This window comes from Puia sp. (assembly GCF_036500295.1).
In the GTDB taxonomy this organism is placed as follows: domain Bacteria; phylum Bacteroidota; class Bacteroidia; order Chitinophagales; family Chitinophagaceae; genus Puia.
In genome coordinates this window covers 26,013-46,273 of sequence record NZ_DASYCH010000046.1, presented here as the reverse complement: position 1 = coordinate 46,273, position 20,261 = coordinate 26,013, and the positions used below count along the sequence as shown (strand labels likewise).

Below are 20,261 nucleotides of genomic sequence, written 5' to 3'. Positions count from 1 at the left end.
AACGGGGCTTATTCGGGAGATCCGGGCTTTTTGGCGGCCGGAGCGGCTTCTTCGCCTTCTGCGGCGGGGGCCTTTACGTTGTTTTGCTCTAGCTGATACCGGTCATAGCGGTTACGCAGTTCCCGGTAGGAGTTCCCGTCGGAAACGAAGGCGATGACGAACCAGAGGAAGAGCAGGGCGGGTACCGCGATGGTCATGATCATATTCTTGATCTCATGACGAAGGTGCATAAACTCCGCGATGATATAGAACGCCTTGGCGCAGGTGAGGATCAGGTAGACGCCGTTGAGGATATATTTCGGCGGAAACCCGGTCTTCAGGTGAATGGTGGCCAGGATGAGCTCACACAGGGTAATTCCCAGCAGGATCCAGAAGGTTCGCCAAATCGGCTTGGGATCAAAGCTGGCATGCGCGTTGTCGTGACTTACAGTATTGGTATCGACGTTTGACATATCAATCAGTTTAATTGCGTTAGAGTAAGTAGAAGCAGGTGAATACGAATACCCATACCAGGTCGACGAAGTGCCAGTAAAGACCAGCCTTCTCGATCATCAGGTAATGGCCGCGTTTTGCAAAATCCCCACGCAGATTCTTGATCAGCATGATGATATTGATTATGACACCCGAGAATACGTGGAAGCCATGAAAGCCCGTGATCGTAAAGAAGAAGTTGGTAAAGTTGGTGGAAGCCTTCGAGCCGTTGATGTTATTGAAAGGATTCCGGCCCCACCAGGCGCCTTCGCCGTGGAGATGGGTCCATTCCCAGGCCTGACAGCCCAGGAACATCAACCCGCCAATGATGGTGAGGATCATATAAAAAGTGACTTTCTTCCGGTCGCCGGCATGACCGGACGCAACGGCAAGCACCATGGTAACCGAGGACATGATCAGGATAAAGGTCATCAAGCTTACGAACACCAGCGGCAGGTGCATGCTACCCATGAGGGGAAAGGCGCGAAACACTTCGTTAGGGTCGGGCCAGCTGTTGCTTGAGAAGCGGATCGTACCGTAAGAGATCAGGAAAGCACCAAAAGTAAAAGCATCGCTCATCAGAAAATACCACATCATCAGTTTCCCATACTCCACGTTGAAGGGGCTTTTCCCGCCACTCCACCATTTCTGACCCGCCGGTATTGCTTGTGCCATGTTGAGATTTTATTGATTTGCAAATTTATTAAACAATACTAAATTTCTATTTTATCGCCATAAAGAAAAAGAACAGATAGAGCCAGAGCAGGTCCACAAAATGCCAGTAGGTGCTCATGATCTCCACCGGGACGCTGTTGTAGCTGCGGATTTTGGTAGCATATGCTTTCCCGACCATCACTACCAGTGGGACGATCCCCCCCAGAACATGCACCGCATGAAGGCCTGCGATGATATAGAGGAACTGTCCCCCGCCCGATCCGTGGAAGTTGATCCCCGAATCCCAGATGGTACGGAACCCTATCCACTGCAGCAATACAAAGAGCAAACCGAGCACGGCTGTCAGCGTCAGCAGGTTGCGATAGCGCAGCATCTCCCGGTCTTTAAAGTTCTTCAGCGCCATCTGGACAGTAAGGCTGCTGATCAGGATCACCGCCGTCGAATACCAAAAGGCCTTCGGAATGAAAAAACTCGTCCAGCCCGGCTCATCGCGTTTTACCACATAGGCGCTGGTCAAACCGGCGAACATCATGATGATGCTCCCCAGTGCCACCCATAACGTGAATTTATGGGGATGTATTTTCTTTCGTTGCTCGTTCACAATTTCCATGTATTACTGCGTTTTACTCGCCAGCAGCGACAGCAATACCACAGGCAGGTAGATATAGCTGCTGAACATCACTCTTCTTGCCGCCTTTACGGTCATTTCCCGATATAGCCGGACGCACTGCGCCACCATTGCCAGATTGGCTATCGACACGACCACCAGGCCGACCATCCCGCTCATTCCCCCATTCTCTCCGCCTATGAAGTAAGGCAGTACGCCTACCGGAACCAGCAGCAGCGAATAGATGATAGCCTGGATGGCAGAGTATTTTGTCGGTCCCTCGTTGGAGGGCAGCAATTTGAATCCTGCCGTCGTATAGTCCTTGTGCGCGATCCAGGCAATCGCCCAGAAATGGGGAAACTGCCAGAAGAACTGCAGCGCAAAAAGGACCCAGCCGCCGATGGACAGATCGTCATTCCCCGCCGCCCAGCCGATCAGACAGGGGAGGCTTCCGGGAATGGCTCCCACCAGCACGGAGATGGAGCTCACCTTTTTCAATGGCGTATAGACGAACGCATAAAGAAAAAGGCTGAATGCCGCCAGCGCTGCCGTGAGGAAGTTGAAGTGCCAGAGCAGGAGGACGCCGCCGATCCCCGCCAATACGGCGAAGGTCCAGGCCTCCTGTGTGCTCATCCGTCCCGAGGCAACGGGCCGGTTGGCGGTCCGCTTCATCAGGGCGTCGGTATCTTTTTCCACGATCTGATTGATCGTATTGGCGCTGCCGGTCACCAGCATCCCGCCCAGGAAAAAGAGCCCGATCGATACCCAGTCGAATTCTTTTACTTTCGGCGCCAGCAAATAGCTGATCAAAGCTGAGAATACAACCATGAAGCTTAGGTTGAACTTGATCAGCAGTTTGTAGTCCTGCAGTTTGCCGGCAAATTTTAAAGAACTGGGTTGCTTCACAATCTCCTCCATCAATTCGTTATTTGATCGATGCCCTGATTCTCACCAGGGCATCGAAAGCTTTTTACTAGTGTGCACTCTCGTTGGCGCCCAGGGGCTCGGTCTGGGGGATGAAGTCCCTGCCGTCCTTGGCGTAATCGTATGGCCAGCGATGTACTTCCGGGATATCGCCAGGCCAGTTGCCGTGTCCGGGCCGGATCGGCGCGGTCCACTCGAGCGTGGTAGCGTCCCAGGGGTTGCGGGTCATCACTCTTCTTCCCTTGAAAATAGAGTAGATGAAGTTGAAGATAAACAAGAGCTGTACCGCGAAGGTGATCATCGCCACGGTGCTGATAAACCGGTTCAGGCCACCGAACTGGTTGAACGACAACCACTGGGAATAATCAAAGTACCGGCGGGGCATCCCTGCCAATCCTTCATAGTGCATCGGCCAGAAGATCAGATAGGCGCCGATCAGGGTCACCCAGAAGTGGATGTACGCCAGTGTATTGTTCATATACCGGCCATACATTTTCGGGAACCAGTGGTAGATGCCGCAGAACATGCCCAGGATACCCGATACCCCCATTACGATATGGAAGTGGGCGATAACAAAATAAGTATCGTGCAGCTGGATGTCCAGCGTCGAGTTACCGAGGAAGATACCGGTCAGACCACCGGAGATGAATGTGCTCACGAAACCGATGGCAAAAAGCATGGCCGGAGTAAACCGGATATTGCCGCGCCATAGGGTCGTCAACCAGTTGAATACCTTGATCGCGGACGGAACGGCGATCAGCAGGGTGAGCAGTACGAATACCGAGCCCAGGAAGGGGTTGAGACCCGTAACGAACATGTGGTGCGCCCAAACCAGGAAGGCAAGGATCGCGATGGCGAACAGCGAGCCGACCATTGCCATATAACCAAAGATCGGTTTACGGGCATTGACGGACATGACCTCCGATACCAGACCCATCGCCGGCAGGATAATGATATATACTTCGGGGTGACCGAGGAACCAGAACAAGTGCTGGTAGAGGATCGCGCTACCGCCTTCATTGGGAAGGGCCTTTTGTGTACTGGCTATGAAAATATCGGAGAGATAGAAGCTGGTGCCGCCGTGACGGTCGAACAACAGCAGGATGAAGCCGGAGAGCAGTACGGGGAACGACAACACCCCGAGAACGGCGGTGAAGAACAGTGCCCAGATGGTGAGCGGCAAACGGGTCATGCTCATCCCCTTTGTACGCATGTTCAGGATCGTCGAGATATAGTTAAGACCGCCAAGCAGCGACGAAACGACGAACAGCGCCATGGAAACGATCCATAGATCCATCCCCGTTTTCGACCCTTCGGAGGCGTCCGCAAGGGCACTCAACGGTGGATAAGACGTCCAGCCGCCACTGGCCGGGCCGGTAGCAATAAACAGGGAAGTGAGCATCACGATGCCGGCCGTCAGGAAGAACCAGTAAGAGAGCATATTGAGGAAGGGCGACGCCATATCCCGGGCCCCGATCTGCAGGGGAATGAGGAAGTTGGCAAAGGTTCCGCTCAGGCCGCCCGTCAACACGAAGAACACGAGGATCGTACCGTGCATGGTTATCAGGGCATAATAAAACTCCGGTTGAATCTGGCCGCCTTTGGCCCATTTGCTTCCGAGGAGATCTTCAAGGATCTGGAAGTGGGCATCGGGGTAACCAAGCTGCAGCCGGAACAGTACGGACATCAACCCGCCGATGACCGCCCAGATCATCCCTGTGATCAGGAACTGCTTGGAGATCATCTTGTGGTCCTGGCTGAACACATATTTTGTAATGAACGTTTCCTTATGGTGATGAACGCCATGCTCGTCTTGATGGGCGTCATGCGTCGTCGCCACCTCAGGATGTCCGTGTACTGTTGCTTCGTTGCTCATGTTCAATATATTTTATACAAATCGGATTAGTTTTTAGCCGTGGTTTTGGTCGAATCCGGTGCGGTGCCGCCGGCAGGAGCAGCAGGCGCGGCCGGAGCCTTATCCCCCATCACCATCGCATAGTTGGGCTTCTGCTTTGCCATCCAGAGCCGGTATTCTTCATTTGTTACCACTTTGACGACCCCTCGCATGGTATAGTGACCTTTGCCGCACATCTGATCGCAGGAGATCTCATATTCAAAATCAGGATTGGCCAGCTTCTTCTTCATTTCCTGTGTGGTGAACTTGGGCGTGAACCACAAGGTCGTAGGCGTTCCGGGGACGGCATCCATCTTCTGCCGGAAGTATACGAGACCCACGTCATGGATAACGTCGCGGCTGTTGATGATCAGCTTTACGGGGCGGTTGACCACGCAATACATTTCATTGTTGACGACGATATCGTCGTGCGTACTGGCGTCATCCCAGATAAGCCCGAGGGAGTTGTTGTCCTTATCGCTGATGTTCTGATAGTATTTCTTGCCAAAGGTGTCGTCATGGCCTGCGTAGCGGAAGATCCAGCCAAACTGCTTTCCGGTGACTTCGATCTGCAGCGCATCCTGCGGTGCATCTCCGGTGATGCGGAACCAGTAGAAGAGACCAAAGCCGACCAGTACGGTAAGAGCGATGGCGGGAACTACGGTCCAGATCACTTCGAGGCGGTTGTCATGCGGGAAATAGTGCGCTTTTCTTTTCTCGGAGTATTGGTATTTATAGGCGAACCAGAAAAGGAGCACCTGGGTGATCACGAATACGACCCCGGTGATGGCGATAGTGATATAGAGCATCCGGTCGATCTCCTCCCCATGCTTGGAGGCGGATTCACCGAGGATCTTGCCTCTGAAAATTTCATTACAATAGTATACCCCGATGAGCCCAAGCACGAGAAAAACGATCATGAGGAAACCGTTGATGCGGTTGTGCTGCTCAAAGTTCTTCTTCTCTCCCTTTAATACGCCAACATACTCGCTCGCTTTTGCAATCTGAAAGGTGATCAGGAAGCCCAACAACAGGATCAATAACAGAAAAAGAGTTGACATGATAGTTAAACTAGTTTTAAGTATGATGGACAATACTTTCTTTCAGGAAAGGATGGTTTTTTGCCAGCAGCGGATACTTGCTAAGTACGTGTCCGGTCCGCCACATGATCAATCCTACGAAACCCAGCGCAACACCAAAGTCGAAGAGGTTGAGGGGTACGTGGTCGGGGGAGATAGTTTTGCTCGGGAAGACCATCTGATAGTAATCCAGCCAGTGACCAAATATCAAAAGTACGGACATAAATGTTACCGTGCCCCAGTTGCGCTTTGAGCCCCTGGTCATAAAGATCAGCAACGGACACAAGAAGTTGATTATCAAATTCAAATAGAAAATGCCCGCATATGCTCCTTCAAACCGCACCTTAAAGTAAACGGTCTCTTCGGAAATATTCGCATACCAGATGAGCATAAACTGGTCGAACCAGAGATAGGTCCAGAAGATGGAGAAGGCGAACATGAATTTGCCAAGGTCGTGCAGGTGCTCTTCATTTACATATTCGAGGTATCCCTGATTCTTGACGTAGATGACGAAGATGGTGATCAGCGCCAGGCCGGATACGAAGGTGCTCGCGAAGTTGTACCAGCTAAACATCGTCGAGCCCCAGTGAGCGTCAAGACTCATCAACCAGAGCCAGGGCGTTACAGATGCAACGGTAAGGGCGAACCAAACGATGAAGAGCGCCGACCAGACGGAATTTTTAAAATTATACTTCTTCTGATCGTCACGGGACAGTGGAGTATCGTCGATGCTGCGGGAGATCTGGCGCAATTTCCAGCCCAGGAAGGACCAGAGACCGATGGTCAGGATGGTCCAGGTCATAAAGAAGGGGACACTAAGGAAGCCGCTCTTCCCATTGAGGGCTGCGTCTTTTGCCACGTGGCTGCGATCCAGCCATTCATAAATGGCCGTCTTGCCGCCAAACACGAGACAGCAGAGGATGACAAAGGTGATGATACCGATGGGGATCACGCAGGCCGCGACAGCCTCCGTTACCCGGCGGAACGAGAGTTGAAAGCCAGCCACCGCCAATGTGCACGCGGCGAAGAAGAACATGGCGCCATTGACGGTCAGCAGGAAATAGACGCTATTCTGTAAAAGAGCGCCCCAGAAACGCGCTCCCTGGTTGACGCTACCGTAAAGGATGAAGCCAATGATCAGGGACACGATCCCAACGCCGATGAGGGCGAACGACCATTTCTTGTATCGGTCCGGTATCTGAAAATGTTCTTTTATGGATGACATTCAACAATGTATTTAAAAGAGAAAAAATTATTTTTTTGCGGTTGAGTCGGCACCCGATGCCGGTGCGCTGGCAGCGCTGCCGGCATGTGCGGCCGCCTGTTTCGACTTTATATACGCGATCACCATCCAGCGACGCGTCGTGCTCAGCTGGGAAGCGTAGCTCCCCATTTTGTTCTTGCCATAGGTAACGGAATAATACATCTGTCCTTCCGGCATCGCTTCATACCGGGGATCGCCCACGAGGGTAGCCGGTTTGGAAGGGAAGGGGCCGTCGCCGCCTTTATAAAGAGGACCATTGCCGTCCAGCTTGGGACCGTGGCAAATGCCGCAGTTCACCAGGTAAAGTCTTTCGGCTTCTACGGTATCCATCAAGGTAAGGGGATTCTTCACGGCCTTGGCGGCTACATAATTGGTGCTGTCGCCGGCGGGATCCTTGGTCAGGAGAAAGGGGAGAAGCTCGCCGCGTTTGATCGTACCGGGCACGGGAATGTTACTGAAATGGATCCCCTGCTTCAGCAGATCGGCCTTTTGCTCTTCGGTCACCGAGTAGGTTTCATAGGCCCGGCTATATGCCATATCGGGCATATAGATCTTACCCGGGTCCCGTTGAACCCCGTCACCGCAGCTGACGAAGACGGTTGCCGCAACTACTACTATTGATGATAAGATGATTAGTTTTTTCATGATGATATACTTACTTAGTCGCCTTAGGCTAAAGTTGCTCCTTTGTGTTCAAATGGGGTTTTGTCCTTATCATAGCGCCCCCACCACCAGCCGGTTTCGGCTGCCTGGGTGTTGATCCCCGTCGCACCGACGCCTTGCAGAAAGGCTCTGACCTCTTCTTCGTTGCTTTTTTCCGTCAGTTCGACGACCATGGTGAACTGATCATCGGTGCTCCGCAGGTTGAAGTGATGTTTCCGGACGAACGGCGCCATCTGGTTGAGATAGAGGAAGGTCAGGAACATCCCAACGGCCGAGAACAAAACGGTCAATTCGAATGTAATGGGAATCCATGCAGGGAGGTCGAAGTGTGATTTACCGCCGATATTGACGGGCCAGTCGCTATTGAAGACCCAGCCGATACCGCTAAGCGCGGTCGTCGTTCCCGTGATCCCATAAATAAAGCCGGCGGTATGGAGACTGGTCTCCCTCAGACCCAGCGCATGGTCCATCCCGTGGATCGGCATGGGTGTATAGACGTCATGGATCTTGTACCCCGCGGAACGAACCTTCTTTATCGCAGGAAAGAGTACCGCTTCGTCCGTAAAAATTCCAACTACAAACTTTTTAACTGCCATACTATTTAGCTTTTAGTGCGCATGTGCGTATTGGTGTTCAAACTCTTCGATCGGCATCTCCTCCTGGACATCCATTTTATCCTTATAGGATTCGCCGGCTTTCTTCAGGATATGCTTGATCTCCGCGATGGCAATCACGGGGAAGAACTTCGAGAACAGGAAGTAGCAGGTAAAGAATAACCCGAAAGTCCCGACATAAAACCCGACCTCCCAGATACTCGGTGCATAATAGGTAGCCCAGCTGCTGGGCAGGTAGTCCCGATAGATGGAAGTTACGATGATTACGAATCGTTCGAACCACATCCCGATGTTGACGATCACGGACATAAAGAAGGTGACGGTCAGGTTGCGGCGCATCTTGCGGAACCAGAAGATCTGGGGCGAAAGCACGTTACAACTCATCATCAGGTAATAGGCCCAGCCATAGGGGCTGAAGATATTGACGCGGTTTTGAGCAAAGGCCCAGCTTTCGAACTTATTCTGACCATACCAGGAGATGAACAGTTCCGTGAGGTAGGCGATCCCAACGATAGAACCGGTCAGGACGATAACCTTATTCATTACCTCGATATGTTCCAGGGTGATATAATCTTCCAGTTTAAGCACCTTACGGCTGACGAGCAGCAGGGTCTGCACCATGGCGAACCCGGAGAAGATGGCGCCGGCAACGAAGTAAGGGGGAAAGATGGTGGTATGCCAGCCCGGGATAACGGAGGTGGCGAAGTCAAAGGATACGATCGTGTGTACCGAAAGTACCAGCGGGGTACTCAGACCAGCCAACACCAGGGACAGGGCTTCATGTCTTTGCCAGTGTTTGGTGGAACCCGACCAGCCAAAGGACAGGACGCCATACATCAGTTTGCGCCATTTCACTTTTGCCCGGTCGCGAACGGTGGCGATATCGGGGATCAGCCCCGAATACCAGAAGAGTACCGAAACGGTAAAGTAGGTCGAGATGGCGAACACGTCCCAGAGCAGGGGGGAGTTAAAGTTGGGCCATACGGGACCACGGGTATTCGGATAAGGCATGATGAAGAAGCACAACCAGACGCGGCCCATGTGCCAGATCGGGAACTGGCCCGCGCACATAACGGCGAAGATGGTCATGGCCTCGGCAGCTCTGTTCACCCCGGTACGCCATTGCTGACGAAACAGCAAAAGGATCGCGGAGATCAGCGTTCCGGCGTGACCGATACCGACCCACCAAACGAAGTTGGTGATATCCCAGCCCCAGCCGACGGTCCTGTGAAGGTTCCACTGGCCGACACCATAGATCACCTGTTCGGCAACTGACCAGACACCAAATAAAAGGCAGCAAACGCTGATCAGGAAGCCGATCCACCAGAGACGTGAGGGGGCCGCTTCGATAGGCCGGACAATATCTTCTGTAACCTGATGATAGTCTTTCTCACCTACTACTAGCGGCGTTCTTGTTTGTGATTCGTACCTTAAAGGAGATGACATAGTATGTTGAGCTTTTTGCTAATGATATTGTTGACTACTGCTACGAATGTTTTTCTGCTGTTGCTTCTTCCCTATTCTCTTCGGTGGCGCCATAAGCGACTTCGGAATGGCGAACTTTTGCCAGATAATTGACATTGGGCAGGGTGTGGAGCTCTTCGATGACATAATATAGCCGGTCGACGTTCTCCGCGCGGGTCGTACTGATCAGCGTTTTGCTGCTGTTGACGTTCCCAAAGACGATCGCATCGGTCGGACAAGCCTGCTGACAGGCCGTTTGGACGTCGACCATATCTTCCAGCTGGCGGTTCTCTTTCTTGGCTTTGAGCTTACCGTCCTGCAGGCGCTGTACGCAGAAGCTGCATTTTTCCATGACGCCGCGGCTACGGACCACAACATCGGGGTTCAGCACCATCCGGGTCAGGTCATCATTCATCTGGAAGACGGCCGGATCGAGCACACCGACTATCTTCTGGTCCTGATTGTTGGGGAAGCTGTCCGCGCCGGTATAGTCGGCCCAGTTGAAGCGGCGTACTTTATAGGGGCAGTTATTGGCACAGTAGCGGGTCCCGATACAACGGTTATAGACCATCTGGTTCAACCCTTCGCTGCTATGGTTGGTCGCATTAACGGGACAAACGTTCTCGCAAGGCGCGTTATCGCAATGCTGACAGAGCATCGGCTGGAACACGACCTGTACGTCTTCGGCGCTGTCCAGGTTATTCGACGGCGTGGTGTAGTAGCGGTCGATCCGAAGCCAGTGCATATCGTGGAAGCGTAAAACCTCGCTCTTGCCGACGATGGAGACATTGTTTTCCGCATAACAGGCGACGACGCATGCGGAGCAACCCGTACAGGAGTTGAGGTCGATGGACATCCCCCATTTGAGACCGGGCTTTTCGTAAACGGGAAAGAGGGTTCCCGAGTCGACGAAATGTTCTATCCCGCCAAAAGGCTTAAGCTCTTCCTCGCGCTCGTTCATTACGAAAGCGGGTTCTTTTTTGAACGTATCCAGCGTCAGCTCCTTGACCACTTCCGTACGGCCCTCATAGCTGCTGTGGGTCTGGGTCTGAGCGACCTTGTATTCTTCTTTTGTCTTTTCGAAGTCTCCATCGGCGGTGAACCAGTCTACGGTGGTGCCGTTGAAAGTCAGTAGGGGGAAGGCATTCTTACCCACGCCGGCTGCGGCCTTACCGATGAAATTGGGGGTGTTTTCGGGGTTTGCGCTGCTGCGGCCATAGCCGACGGCGATCCCGATGACCTCGTTATTGGTGCCGGGGATGATGACGGCGGGCAGGTTCATTTCCTTGTTGCCGGCCTTTACCTTGATCACCTGTTTGGTGGGGAATACTTCATATCCATCGGCCTGGCGGCGATCGCCAAGGTCAAGACCCCAGGTGTCTTTTGCAAATTTCGGGGAAACGACGGCGTAGTTGTCCCAGTCGGCCTTTGTCACCGGATCGGGAACTTCCTGCAGCCAGGGGTTGTTGGCCTGGGCGCCGATGCCCATGGTGACCTTCTGGTAGAGGACGATCTCGAACTTGCCGCCCTTCTTGATGGAAGAGATGGCGCCGGCTGCGTCAGCGAGCCTGGCGTTGTTATAGGAAACGGCGGCCGCAGTCTCTGCAGCAGGCTCGATGACGCCGGCCTGTAATGCTTTCTCGTAGGCTTCGATACTGCCCAGCTTGCCGACCCAATATTGTTTGAAATAGGCTTCGTAAGTGGTAGTGCCGCCGCTCCATTTCAGGAGAGAGTCCTGGAAATACCGGGTCTTGAACAGCGGGGCGATCGTCGGCTGAAGGAAGGAGAAATATCCGGGCTTCGGCTCTGCATCACCCCAGCTTTCGAGGAAGTGGGGGGCGGGCAGGACGTATTTGGTGAGCTCGGTCGTTTCGTCGAGGCGATCGTTAAAGGAAATGGAGGCCTTTACTTTCTTGAGGCCGGACTTGAATTTTTCGGCATCGTAGTAGTCATAGGCCGGGTTGACGCCATATACCAGCAGGGCGCCTATTTTTCCGTCGTTGAGATCGGCAACCAGCGTATTCATTTCACTGTCAACACCTTGACGAACCTGTACGGGTGCGCCCCAGTTGACCGTAGAGCCGGCGGCGCCGATGGCTTCGTTTATCGCGTTGACGACGATCTGGATATTCACGTTGTTGCTGCCGCTGATGACGAGGGCCTTGCCCTTATTGTCCATCAGGTCTTTTGCGACCTTTTTCACGGCTGCCTTCAATTTGTCCGAAAGTGCGGGGGCGGTAACCGAACCGCCGAGTTCTGCCAGCAGGGCAAGGGCGATGGCGCCGGTTTCGGTGGGCCGGTGAGTAAAGCGCTGATCGGCGTTTGCACCCGTCATGGTGAGCAGACTTTCAAACTGGTAGTGCTTGCTCATATCCGGATTCTTCGCACTGACCTTGCGGTTGGTAGCCCATTGCCGGGCAAATTCAACCGGGGTAAGCCAGGTAGCGAGGAAGTCGGCGCCAAGAGAGACGAGGACCTTGGCATTGTCTAACCGGTAAGAGGGCAGGGCGCGTTTGCCATACGTAGCTTCGTTTGCCAGCAGCATGCCGCTATAGGAATCGGCATCATACTGTACGTGACGGCTACCGGGATATTTCGCGAGGAAGTCGGTGATGATCTGTTTTGTAGTGGGCGAGGTGAGTGTGCCGGTCAGCAGAACGACGGGACCGCCGGCAGCGGCCAGCGCATCGGCGGCCAACTTGTCAAAAGCCTCGAAGGTGCTTACTTCGTTCGGCTTGCCATCCGTCATCTGGACGGGGTAGCGGAGCCGGGCCATATCATAGAGGTCGAGCACCGAAGCCTGTACACGGGCGGAGGTGCCTCCTTTTGTGATCGAGGAGAGGGTGTTGCCTTCCAGCTTGATCGGGCGGCCATCCCTCACTTTCGCTACGACGGGGATCACGTCACCACCATTTGTATAGGTAGTGGCGTAGAAATCGGCTACACCCGGGATCATGTTATCCGGCTTATTGAGATAGGGAACAACGTGACGGACGGGCATTTCGCAGGAAGCGGCCAGGGTGGCGGCAGCCGTGCTAAAGCCGAGATATTTTAGAAAATCCCTGCGGGGATGTTTGGCATCGAGCAATCCCTTTCCATCCAGGCCTTCCAACGGCAAGCTCTCGTCGAATTCGTTCTCCGAAGATTTCTGAAACGCTTCACTGCTATTGCGCTCTCCGAAACTTTGCCAGTACTTTTTGTCGCTCATATTGTGAGAAGTTAAAGTTATGTGTGCTCCGCTGAGCGGAGGAGGGGTAGAAGATTAGTAATGGCACTTCTGACACTCCGTACCACCGATATTCTCAACAGTGACGGAATCCATTGCGCCGGATTTCAAGTCTTTATGAAAACGTTCGTAAATGCTGTAGAACTTATTGCCATTATTTCCGGCGGAGTCGGGGAAATTGACCTTGGTGGTCCGATGGCAGTTGATACACCAGCCCATGCTCAACGGTGCGAATTGCTTCACCTCGTCCATTTCCTGTATCGGTCCATGGCAGGTTTGACACTGTACCTGACCGGCCTTGGTGTGTTGTGCATGGCTGAAGAATACATGGTCGGGGAGGTTGTGGATCTTTATCCATTCCACCGGCTTTGCGTTGGCCAGGTTATAGGTGCTTGTCTTGGGGTCGAAGCCGGTATAGCTGTACAGCTTCTGGATCTCGGCGGTGCCGTCCACTTCGCTGCCGTCCTCGCGGTAAAGTTTGGGGCCGTGGGTATAATCGTTGATCGCGGCGTGACAGTTCATACAAACATTCAGCGGCGGAACGGTGGCATGCCGGCTGTCGAGTGCATTGCTATGGCAATACAGACAGCTGATCTGGTTGATCCCGGCGTGTACTTTATGTGAGTAGAAGATGGGTTGCTGGGGCTGGTAGCCTTGCTGGCGGCCGATGCCGATAGCGCCTTCCACTACCCAATAACCACCAACGACGAACAACACCAGGATGACCAGCGCGATATAAACTTTATTACGCCAGAAGGGCACCGGCTCGGCGGCGGGAATCCCTTCTTTGTCGTCGGAGAGTTTTTTGAGGCTGCTGTTCACCTGGAGGAGCACGAACATGATGATCGCCAGGATAAGCGTCAGGATACCATAAAGCAGGGTGTTGTCGCTTTCGGCATCCTTGGCTGCCGCACTCCCGGTTTCGGGGCCACCCGAAGGAGAAGCGGTAGGCGGCTTGGCTGTTTCCACATAGGTGAGAATGGAGCCGATCTCGGCGTCACTCAAACCCGGGAAGGTGTTCATCGGCGTCTTGTTGAACTGGTTGAACAAGTCCGTGAAGTACTTGTTACCCGACGCCAACACCTTCGCGTTGTTGTGGATCCAATCATAGAGCAATTTCTTGTCTGGAATCCTGGTGGTTACTCCCTGAAGCGCCGGTCCGATGATTTGCTTAAATGGGCTATGGCACGAAGCACAGTTCGTCTGAAAAAGCGCCTTACCATCTTGTGCAAACAACCCATTGCCTAGCGAAACCAGAGAGAGGAGGAGGATAGTGAATTTTAACTTTTTGACTATTGGTCTATGGTTGGTCATATATACAAAAGGTTGTATAAATGTGGAAAAATCTCCTTAACAGGTTGCAAAAATAAGTCAGGATTTTAACAATATATCAACATGCCGAAAATTTTTTTTCCCGCTCTGGGCGTGGGTTTCAGCGTATTACGTCAAATCGCTATGACCTTCTGTCATAGTATTGTCAATGAAACGCACGGTGAAAAATCATCTCTGAAAACCATTTACGGGATGTAGTTTTGCGCATGCAGCCACTCGCCATTTTTGCGTCCGGTGCGGGATCGAACACGGCCCGGATCATCGAATACTTCCGTCATCACCCCAGAATTCACGTCGCACTTATCGTTTGTAATAAGCCCGATGCCGGGGTACTCGCCATCGCTGCAAAGGAAGGAATACCTGCTTTACTCATAGAAAAGGAACGCTTCTTCCGGGGAGATTCCTATGTGGAAGAGCTGCAGAAGAAAGAGATCGGCTTTATCGTGCTGGCAGGGTTTTTATGGAAGATACCGGAAGCGCTTGTCCGCGCTTATCCGGGGAAGATCGTCAATATACATCCGGCCCTGTTGCCGAAATTCGGCGGAAAGGGGATGTATGGGCGTTTTGTCCACGAGGCAGTGATCGCGGCAGCGGAAAAAGAAACGGGCATCACGATCCACTATGTCGACGAGCAATATGATCACGGGCGGCCGATCTTCCAGGCAAAGGTGATCGTCGAAACGGGCGATACTCCCGAGACCCTTGCAAAAAAAGTCCATCTGCTGGAATATGAGCACTTCCCGCGGATCATCGAGGAGGTTGCCGATCTGCAAAATCATCGTTAAAAATCGCAACCGGGCCGCTGGTTTGTGCCGTTTTGGTAGTAATATACACGGCGTTTGTGTGAAATATTAAATCAATTGCACTTGGCATTTTCTACCCATAAAGTCTTACTGCTTGCCTTATCCCTCGTTTCTTTATTTCTTTGCGGCAAGGTCCGGGGGCAGGAGGTGACGGTCCACGGAACGGTATATAATATGTATCGCACAAAGCCACTGGATGGGGTGAGCGTCATCAGCGCGCTGGGCCGGGGTACGGCCACGGACTCGAATGGGAACTATGTTATCACCTTAAGCATCAGGGATTCGATCTACTTCTCCTATCTCGGCCGCGCGACCGCCAAATTCCCTGTTGGCGGCATCAACGCGTTAAACGGCTTCGACATCGCCCTCCATGTGGACCCAGTCGAGCTGCGGGAGGTAAAGGTCATGCCGCGAAATTATCACACGGACTCGTTGCAAAACCGGCAGGACTATGCCAAGATCTTTAATTATAAAAAGCCCGGCTTCAAACTCAACAGCACCACCGGCGGCGATGGCGGAGCCGGCGTGGGCCTCGACCTGAATCAGCTGATCGAGATGTTCAACCGGAATAAGACGAGACGAACGCTTGCGTTTCAGCGAAGACTTCTGGACCAGGAAAAAGATGGATATATCGACTACCGGTTCAACCGAAGTGTCGTGCTGAAGATCACGCATCTGCAGGGTGATGAGTTGGACAGTTTCATGACGCGTTATCGTCCTTCCTATGACTTCTGCCATCGGGCAACGGACTATGACCTGTATGACTATATCAAGCTGGCCTTCCAGGAATGGCAGAAGGACCGGAAGGATCGTCCCTGAAAATCTTTACTTATACTATATGGATCAAATGACACTGGGCATCGGGACCCGCCTGCAGCATACGCAATTCGGTCCCGGCGTGATCGTAGGGGTACGATACGCAGACTATCTGATCTCATTCATCCATCACGGCGTCAAGGAGATCGGGAAAGATGATCCCCATCTCGACGAGATCCTCCCGGAGAATGTGACCGTGGAAGTGGAGACCCAATCGGCAATGGAGCGATCCCTGCTTGGCATCCTCCGGCTCTGGGGCGGGCTTTCCGAAGTCGTTCCGCTTGGGGATAAATGGAAGGGAGGGATGGTCATCCTTCAGCCGGGTGATAAATCCGTCAAGCCAAAAGAGATACCCATCGACGTTTTCTTTCACAAAATAGTGATGGCCCGCGACCGCTTGCGGGTATTGGAACAGCAGATCAACGGACACAAGGGACTTAGCGATGAAGAGAAGGTCAATCTGCAGCAGTATATAACGCGTATCTATGGCTCTTTTACCACGTTTAATGTGCTGTTCAGAAATAAAGAGCAGTGGTTTGTCGGCGACAAGGGAGATAAGGAATGATGTGGATGGCCGGGTAAAGAAAAACCTCCCTTGACGGGGAGGTCGCTCTAATCAGTTCCATAACCATTAAACCTTATCCTATTTGTATAAAGATAAGTATTCCTTTTAATACTTTCCAAATACTGTGCATGAAAGGTGCAAAACTTGACCGCATCGATTTGGGCCCTGACTCAATTAATAATCCAACAACTTCTGTACATATTCATCCAGCCTGGCGCTGGCCAGAAAATTCTTTTCGAGGATGCCGTTAAAGGGAATGGGGGTATCCAGCGAGGCGCATCGCACTACCGGTGAATCTAAAAATTGAAAGCAGTGCTCGCCGATCCAGGCCGCGATTTCCGCACCTACGCCGCCGGTAAGTGTGTCTTCATGTAAAACCAACACTTTTCCTGTTGCTGCGACAGAATTCCGGATAGCCGTGTAATCTAGGGGCAAAAGCGTGCGCAGATCGAGGATGTAGATGGAGACCTCCGGATGTGCGTTGGCATAATCCAGCGCCCAGTGGACCCCTGCGCCATAGGTAATGATCGTCAGGTCGTCACCATCCTGTACTATCCTGCCCTTGCCGATCTCCAGCGTGTAATATTCTTCGGGGACGGGGCCGCTGACGCTACGGTATAGGGCTTTGTGTTCAAAATACAAGATGGGGTTGGGATCATTGATCGCGGCGATGAGCAGTCCCTTTGCATCATAGGGGTTGGAAGGATAGACGACCTTCAGGCCGGGGACATGCGTGAACCATGCTTCATTGCTTTGAGAATGAAATGGCCCCGCTCCTACACCCGCGCCGGTAGGCATGCGGATCACCACGTCGGCCGGCTGTCCCCAACGATAGTGGATCTTTGCGAGATTGTTGACTATCTGGTTGAAACCCGCGGTCACAAAATCGGCGAATTGCATTTCCATCATGCTTTTGAATCCTTCGAGGCTGAGTCCGAGGGCACAGCCTACGATGGCGCTTTCACACAGCGGGGTATTGCGAACCCGGCTCCGGCCGTATTTATTGACCAGGCCTTCGGTGATCTTAAACGCGCCGCCATACTCTGCGATATCCTGTCCCATCAGCACCAGGTTTTCGTGCCGTTGCATGGATTGATCCAGGCCTTCGCTGATGGCATCGATCAGTCTTTTTTCCGGTCCGGCGATGGATGGCTCATCGCCCGAGGCCGGCGCGGGCGCATAGGTATCTGCCAATTCTTCATCTGTATCGGGGTGGATGACAATGGGTCCCGATGCGAGACGCAGTTCCGATTCGATGGTTTGGCGGAATTCGTCGCGTATTTGTTCCACCTGGTGTTCGTCCAGCACACCCTGTTCGCGGAGAAAGTTCTCGAAATTGCCTACCGGGTCTTTTTTGCCCCAGTCTTCCAGCAATTCCTGCGGGACATATTTTATGCCGCTGGCCTCTTCGTGTCCCCGCATCCGGAAGGTCATGCATTCCACGAGATAGGGCCGCTGGTATTTGATACAGTATTCACGGATACCCTTAAGTGTATCATAAACGGTGAGAATATTGTTCCCATCGATGCGGACGCCTTCCATTCCATATCCTTCCGCTTTGTAGACCAGGCTCTCGCACCGGTACTGTTCCGAAACGGGGGTGCTCAACCCATACCCGTTGTTCTCGATGACGAAGACGACGGGCAGGTCCCATACCGAGGCTACGTTGAGCGCTTCGTGGAAATCGCCTTCACTGGTGCCGCCGTCGCCGCTGAACACCATCGCCGCGCGGTTTTTCTTTTGAAGTTTATAGGCCAGGGCGATGCCGTCGGCAACCCCCAGCTGCGGACCCAGGTGGGAGATCATCCCGCAGATGGCATATTCCCGGCTGCCGAAATGAAAGCTTCTTTCGCGGCCCTTGCTATAGCCGTCGGGACTTCCCTGCCATTGAAGAAACAATTTGGACAGGGGCATGCCGCGGCTTGTAAATACGCCAAGATTGCGGTGCAGGGGGAGGACCCATTCATCGGCTTCCATGGCCAGCGTAGCCCCCACCGCAATGGCTTCCTGGCCAATCCCGCTAAACCATTTGCTGATACGGCCCTGCCGCAACAGGACCAGCATCTTCTCCTCGATCATCCGGGGCAATAAAATGCTTTTGTAGAGACGGATCAGCTCTTCGTTGCTGGAGTTTTTTCTTTCAAAGTGCATGGTATAGTCTGTTAGTACCTGTCCCTTTTTTCTTCATCTCTTCTGTCCTTATATAACAGCGATGTCAGCAGCGACAAGAGCAGGCTGAACAACAGGGCCCAGCGAAACCCATCCACATGAAACCCACGCACGAGGTCGCTGGCAAAATACACGATAAGGGCATTGATGACAAAAAGAAAGAGACCTAAGGTAAGAATGGTGATCGGTAATGTAAGGATGATGAGGATCGGCTTCAGAAAAAAATTCAACAGCGCCAGCACCAGCGAAAGCACGATAGCCGTCCAGAAAGTATCAATATGAATGCCCGGCAGAACAGAAGACAATGCAAAAGCAACTACCGCTGTGATCACAATGCGGAGCAGGAAATTCATGCGATTCTTTTGTTGAAATTACACTTTTCCTATACGACCACCAACTCGAAGAAGTCCTCCGGTCTGAGGTATTTACGGGCCAGTTCGCGCAGCTCTTCGGGTCCGATGGTCTTGATGATCCTGACCCCTTCTTCAAAATACTGCCCGTCGAGGCCATTGAGCAGGATGTTCTTCCAGCGGCTTGCCACATGGAAAGGGCCGTCGAGGTCGCCGAGGATGGTGCCGATGGCAAAATTTCGCGCCATTTGCAGTTCTTCCTCGTCGATCAGCTCTTCCCGCAGCAGATCCATTTCCTTATAGACTTCGGCAATCGTGGGCGCACAAACCTCTTTACCCGCCTCCGTGCTGATCACCAGGGCGCTTTCCTGGATATTGTTCACCAGATAACTGTAGATCCCATAGGTATAGCCCTTTTCTTCACGGATATTGGCCATCAGCCGGGAGCCAAAGAAACCGCCGAAGACGTTGTTCAACACCTGTACCCGCTGGAAATCGGGATGATGCCGGTTGGGGAAATTGCGGGCGATCCGGATCGAGCCCTGCACCCCATTGGCATCGTTGACGATGTTGTATTTTTTCTGCGGGGCCGGGATGATCGAAGGCGCCGGGAATGCCACCTCTTTTTGCGGCGCATGCAAGGGAAGACCGCCAAAAGCCGCCTCCAGCCGGGTGAGAATGTCCGCGGGCAGTTTCCCGGCCACCATGATGCGGCAGGCGCCTTCGCGGTAATGCTGATGATAAAAGGCGGTAAGGTCTTCGCGCTCCAGTTGCTGATAATCTCCCTGTTCCAGGTACCGGCCATAGGGATGTTCCGACCCAAACAGGTATGCATCGATAAGGCGTCCGGCCACGAACTCGCTTTTCTTCAGGCTTACCTGCAGCCGCTGCTGGGCGTTCTTTTTATAGATGTCCAACTCGTCTTGCGGGAAGACGGAGTCTGAGATCAGTTCGGCCACCACCGGCAGCAGTTGGCCGATATGTTTATTGAGACAGTGGAGGGTGATATCCGACGTCTCGTGGTGTGACGCCCGGTTGAGCCATGCGCCGTAATATTCGAAATGTTCGTTGATATCGAAGGCGCTTCGGGTGGAAGTACCGTTCTTCAGCAGACTGCTGACGGCAGAAGCAACCCCTTTTTTCTTTTCGAAGCTGTTGCCGCCATTGAAGATCCAGCTGACCATCATGGCATCCACGCTACCCAGATCGATGGCATATACTTCCACGCCGTTGGACAACACATGCCGGCTGTAGGGCGGCAGGCTCAGATCGAATTCGATGGCATCCTTTATCGGCGGCGCAATGGTCCTGTCTAAAGCTGACTTTGTTTTTACACTCATTCCCG

General features: G+C 52.9%; 18 protein-coding genes. 3 read left to right on the top strand and 15 right to left on the bottom strand.

The window, feature by feature from the left end:
* Positions 1-8 precede the first annotated feature (8 nt).
* From VGM48_RS09490 to VGM48_RS09435, 12 genes are read right to left on the bottom strand one after another with little or no spacing between them, the layout of a single operon-like run.
* A complete protein-coding gene (locus VGM48_RS09490) occupies positions 9-452 on the bottom strand; it encodes a cytochrome C oxidase subunit IV family protein (RefSeq protein ID WP_331578387.1) in 444 nt (147 codons plus the stop codon).
* A 19-nt stretch (positions 453-471) separates the two neighbouring features.
* Positions 472-1,146, bottom strand: a complete 675-nt coding sequence (locus VGM48_RS09485; RefSeq protein ID WP_331578385.1) for a cytochrome c oxidase subunit 3 — start codon at positions 1,144-1,146, stop codon at positions 472-474.
* A 46-nt stretch (positions 1,147-1,192) separates the two neighbouring features.
* A complete protein-coding gene (locus VGM48_RS09480) occupies positions 1,193-1,756 on the bottom strand; it encodes a cytochrome c oxidase subunit 3 (protein ID WP_331578383.1) in 564 nt (187 codons plus the stop codon).
* Between the two features lie 3 nt (positions 1,757-1,759).
* Positions 1,760-2,671 (bottom strand): heme o synthase, encoded by a 912-nt coding sequence (gene cyoE, locus VGM48_RS09475; RefSeq protein WP_331578381.1) that lies wholly within the window; start codon positions 2,669-2,671, stop codon positions 1,760-1,762.
* A gap of 55 nt (positions 2,672-2,726) precedes the next feature.
* Positions 2,727-4,553, bottom strand: coding sequence for a cytochrome c oxidase subunit I (locus tag VGM48_RS09470; protein ID WP_331578379.1), 1,827 nt, complete (start codon positions 4,551-4,553; stop codon positions 2,727-2,729).
* Between the two features lie 26 nt (positions 4,554-4,579).
* The gene (locus VGM48_RS09465; protein WP_331578377.1) at positions 4,580-5,632 is read right to left on the bottom strand and encodes a cytochrome c oxidase subunit II; all 1,053 of its coding nucleotides are present in this window, start codon (positions 5,630-5,632) and stop codon (positions 4,580-4,582) included.
* 16 nt (positions 5,633-5,648) lie between these two features.
* Positions 5,649-6,875 (bottom strand): quinol:cytochrome C oxidoreductase, encoded by a 1,227-nt coding sequence (locus tag VGM48_RS09460; protein ID WP_331578375.1) that lies wholly within the window; start codon positions 6,873-6,875, stop codon positions 5,649-5,651.
* 27 nt (positions 6,876-6,902) lie between these two features.
* Entirely contained in the window at positions 6,903-7,559 is a 657-nt protein-coding gene (locus VGM48_RS09455; protein ID WP_331578373.1) for a cytochrome c, read from the bottom strand.
* Positions 7,560-7,582: 23 nt separating this feature from the next.
* A complete protein-coding gene (locus VGM48_RS09450; RefSeq protein WP_331578371.1) occupies positions 7,583-8,173 on the bottom strand; it encodes a DUF3341 domain-containing protein in 591 nt (196 codons plus the stop codon).
* Between the two features lie 12 nt (positions 8,174-8,185).
* Positions 8,186-9,637, bottom strand: coding sequence for an NrfD/PsrC family molybdoenzyme membrane anchor subunit (gene nrfD / locus VGM48_RS09445; protein WP_331578369.1), 1,452 nt, complete (start codon positions 9,635-9,637; stop codon positions 8,186-8,188).
* A gap of 40 nt (positions 9,638-9,677) precedes the next feature.
* Positions 9,678-12,863 carry a TAT-variant-translocated molybdopterin oxidoreductase gene (locus tag VGM48_RS09440; protein ID WP_331578367.1) on the bottom strand — a complete coding sequence of 1,062 codons (3,186 nt, stop codon included), beginning with the start codon at positions 12,861-12,863 and terminating at the stop codon, positions 9,678-9,680.
* A gap of 54 nt (positions 12,864-12,917) precedes the next feature.
* Positions 12,918-14,195, bottom strand: a complete 1,278-nt coding sequence (locus VGM48_RS09435) for a c-type cytochrome (RefSeq protein ID WP_331578365.1) — start codon at positions 14,193-14,195, stop codon at positions 12,918-12,920.
* Positions 14,196-14,419: 224 nt separating this feature from the next.
* On the opposite strand from VGM48_RS09435, the gene VGM48_RS09430 reads away from it, so the two are divergent.
* From VGM48_RS09430 to VGM48_RS09420, 3 genes are all read left to right on the top strand, one after another.
* Positions 14,420-14,998 (top strand): phosphoribosylglycinamide formyltransferase, encoded by a 579-nt coding sequence (locus VGM48_RS09430; RefSeq protein WP_331578363.1) that lies wholly within the window; start codon positions 14,420-14,422, stop codon positions 14,996-14,998.
* An 81-nt stretch (positions 14,999-15,079) separates the two neighbouring features.
* On the top strand, positions 15,080-15,835 hold the full coding sequence (locus tag VGM48_RS09425; protein WP_331578361.1) for a hypothetical protein: 756 nt from the start codon (positions 15,080-15,082) through the stop codon (positions 15,833-15,835).
* Between the two features lie 19 nt (positions 15,836-15,854).
* Entirely contained in the window at positions 15,855-16,397 is a 543-nt protein-coding gene (locus VGM48_RS09420; RefSeq protein ID WP_331578359.1) for a hypothetical protein, read from the top strand.
* Between the two features lie 174 nt (positions 16,398-16,571).
* Here the strand turns inward: VGM48_RS09420 and VGM48_RS09415 are convergent, their stop codons facing one another.
* The 3 genes from VGM48_RS09415 to VGM48_RS09405 are packed head-to-tail and all read right to left on the bottom strand — an operon-like array spanning position 16,572 to position 20,256.
* Complete coding sequence (locus VGM48_RS09415) at positions 16,572-18,548, bottom strand: dehydrogenase E1 component subunit alpha/beta (RefSeq protein ID WP_331578357.1); 1,977 nt, start codon at positions 18,546-18,548, stop codon at positions 16,572-16,574.
* Between the two features lie 11 nt (positions 18,549-18,559).
* Positions 18,560-18,919, bottom strand: a complete 360-nt coding sequence (locus VGM48_RS09410) for a phage holin family protein (RefSeq protein ID WP_331578355.1) — start codon at positions 18,917-18,919, stop codon at positions 18,560-18,562.
* Between the two features lie 29 nt (positions 18,920-18,948).
* The gene (locus tag VGM48_RS09405; protein WP_331578353.1) at positions 18,949-20,256 is read right to left on the bottom strand and encodes a pitrilysin family protein; all 1,308 of its coding nucleotides are present in this window, start codon (positions 20,254-20,256) and stop codon (positions 18,949-18,951) included.
* Between the last annotated feature and the right edge of the window lie 5 nt (positions 20,257-20,261).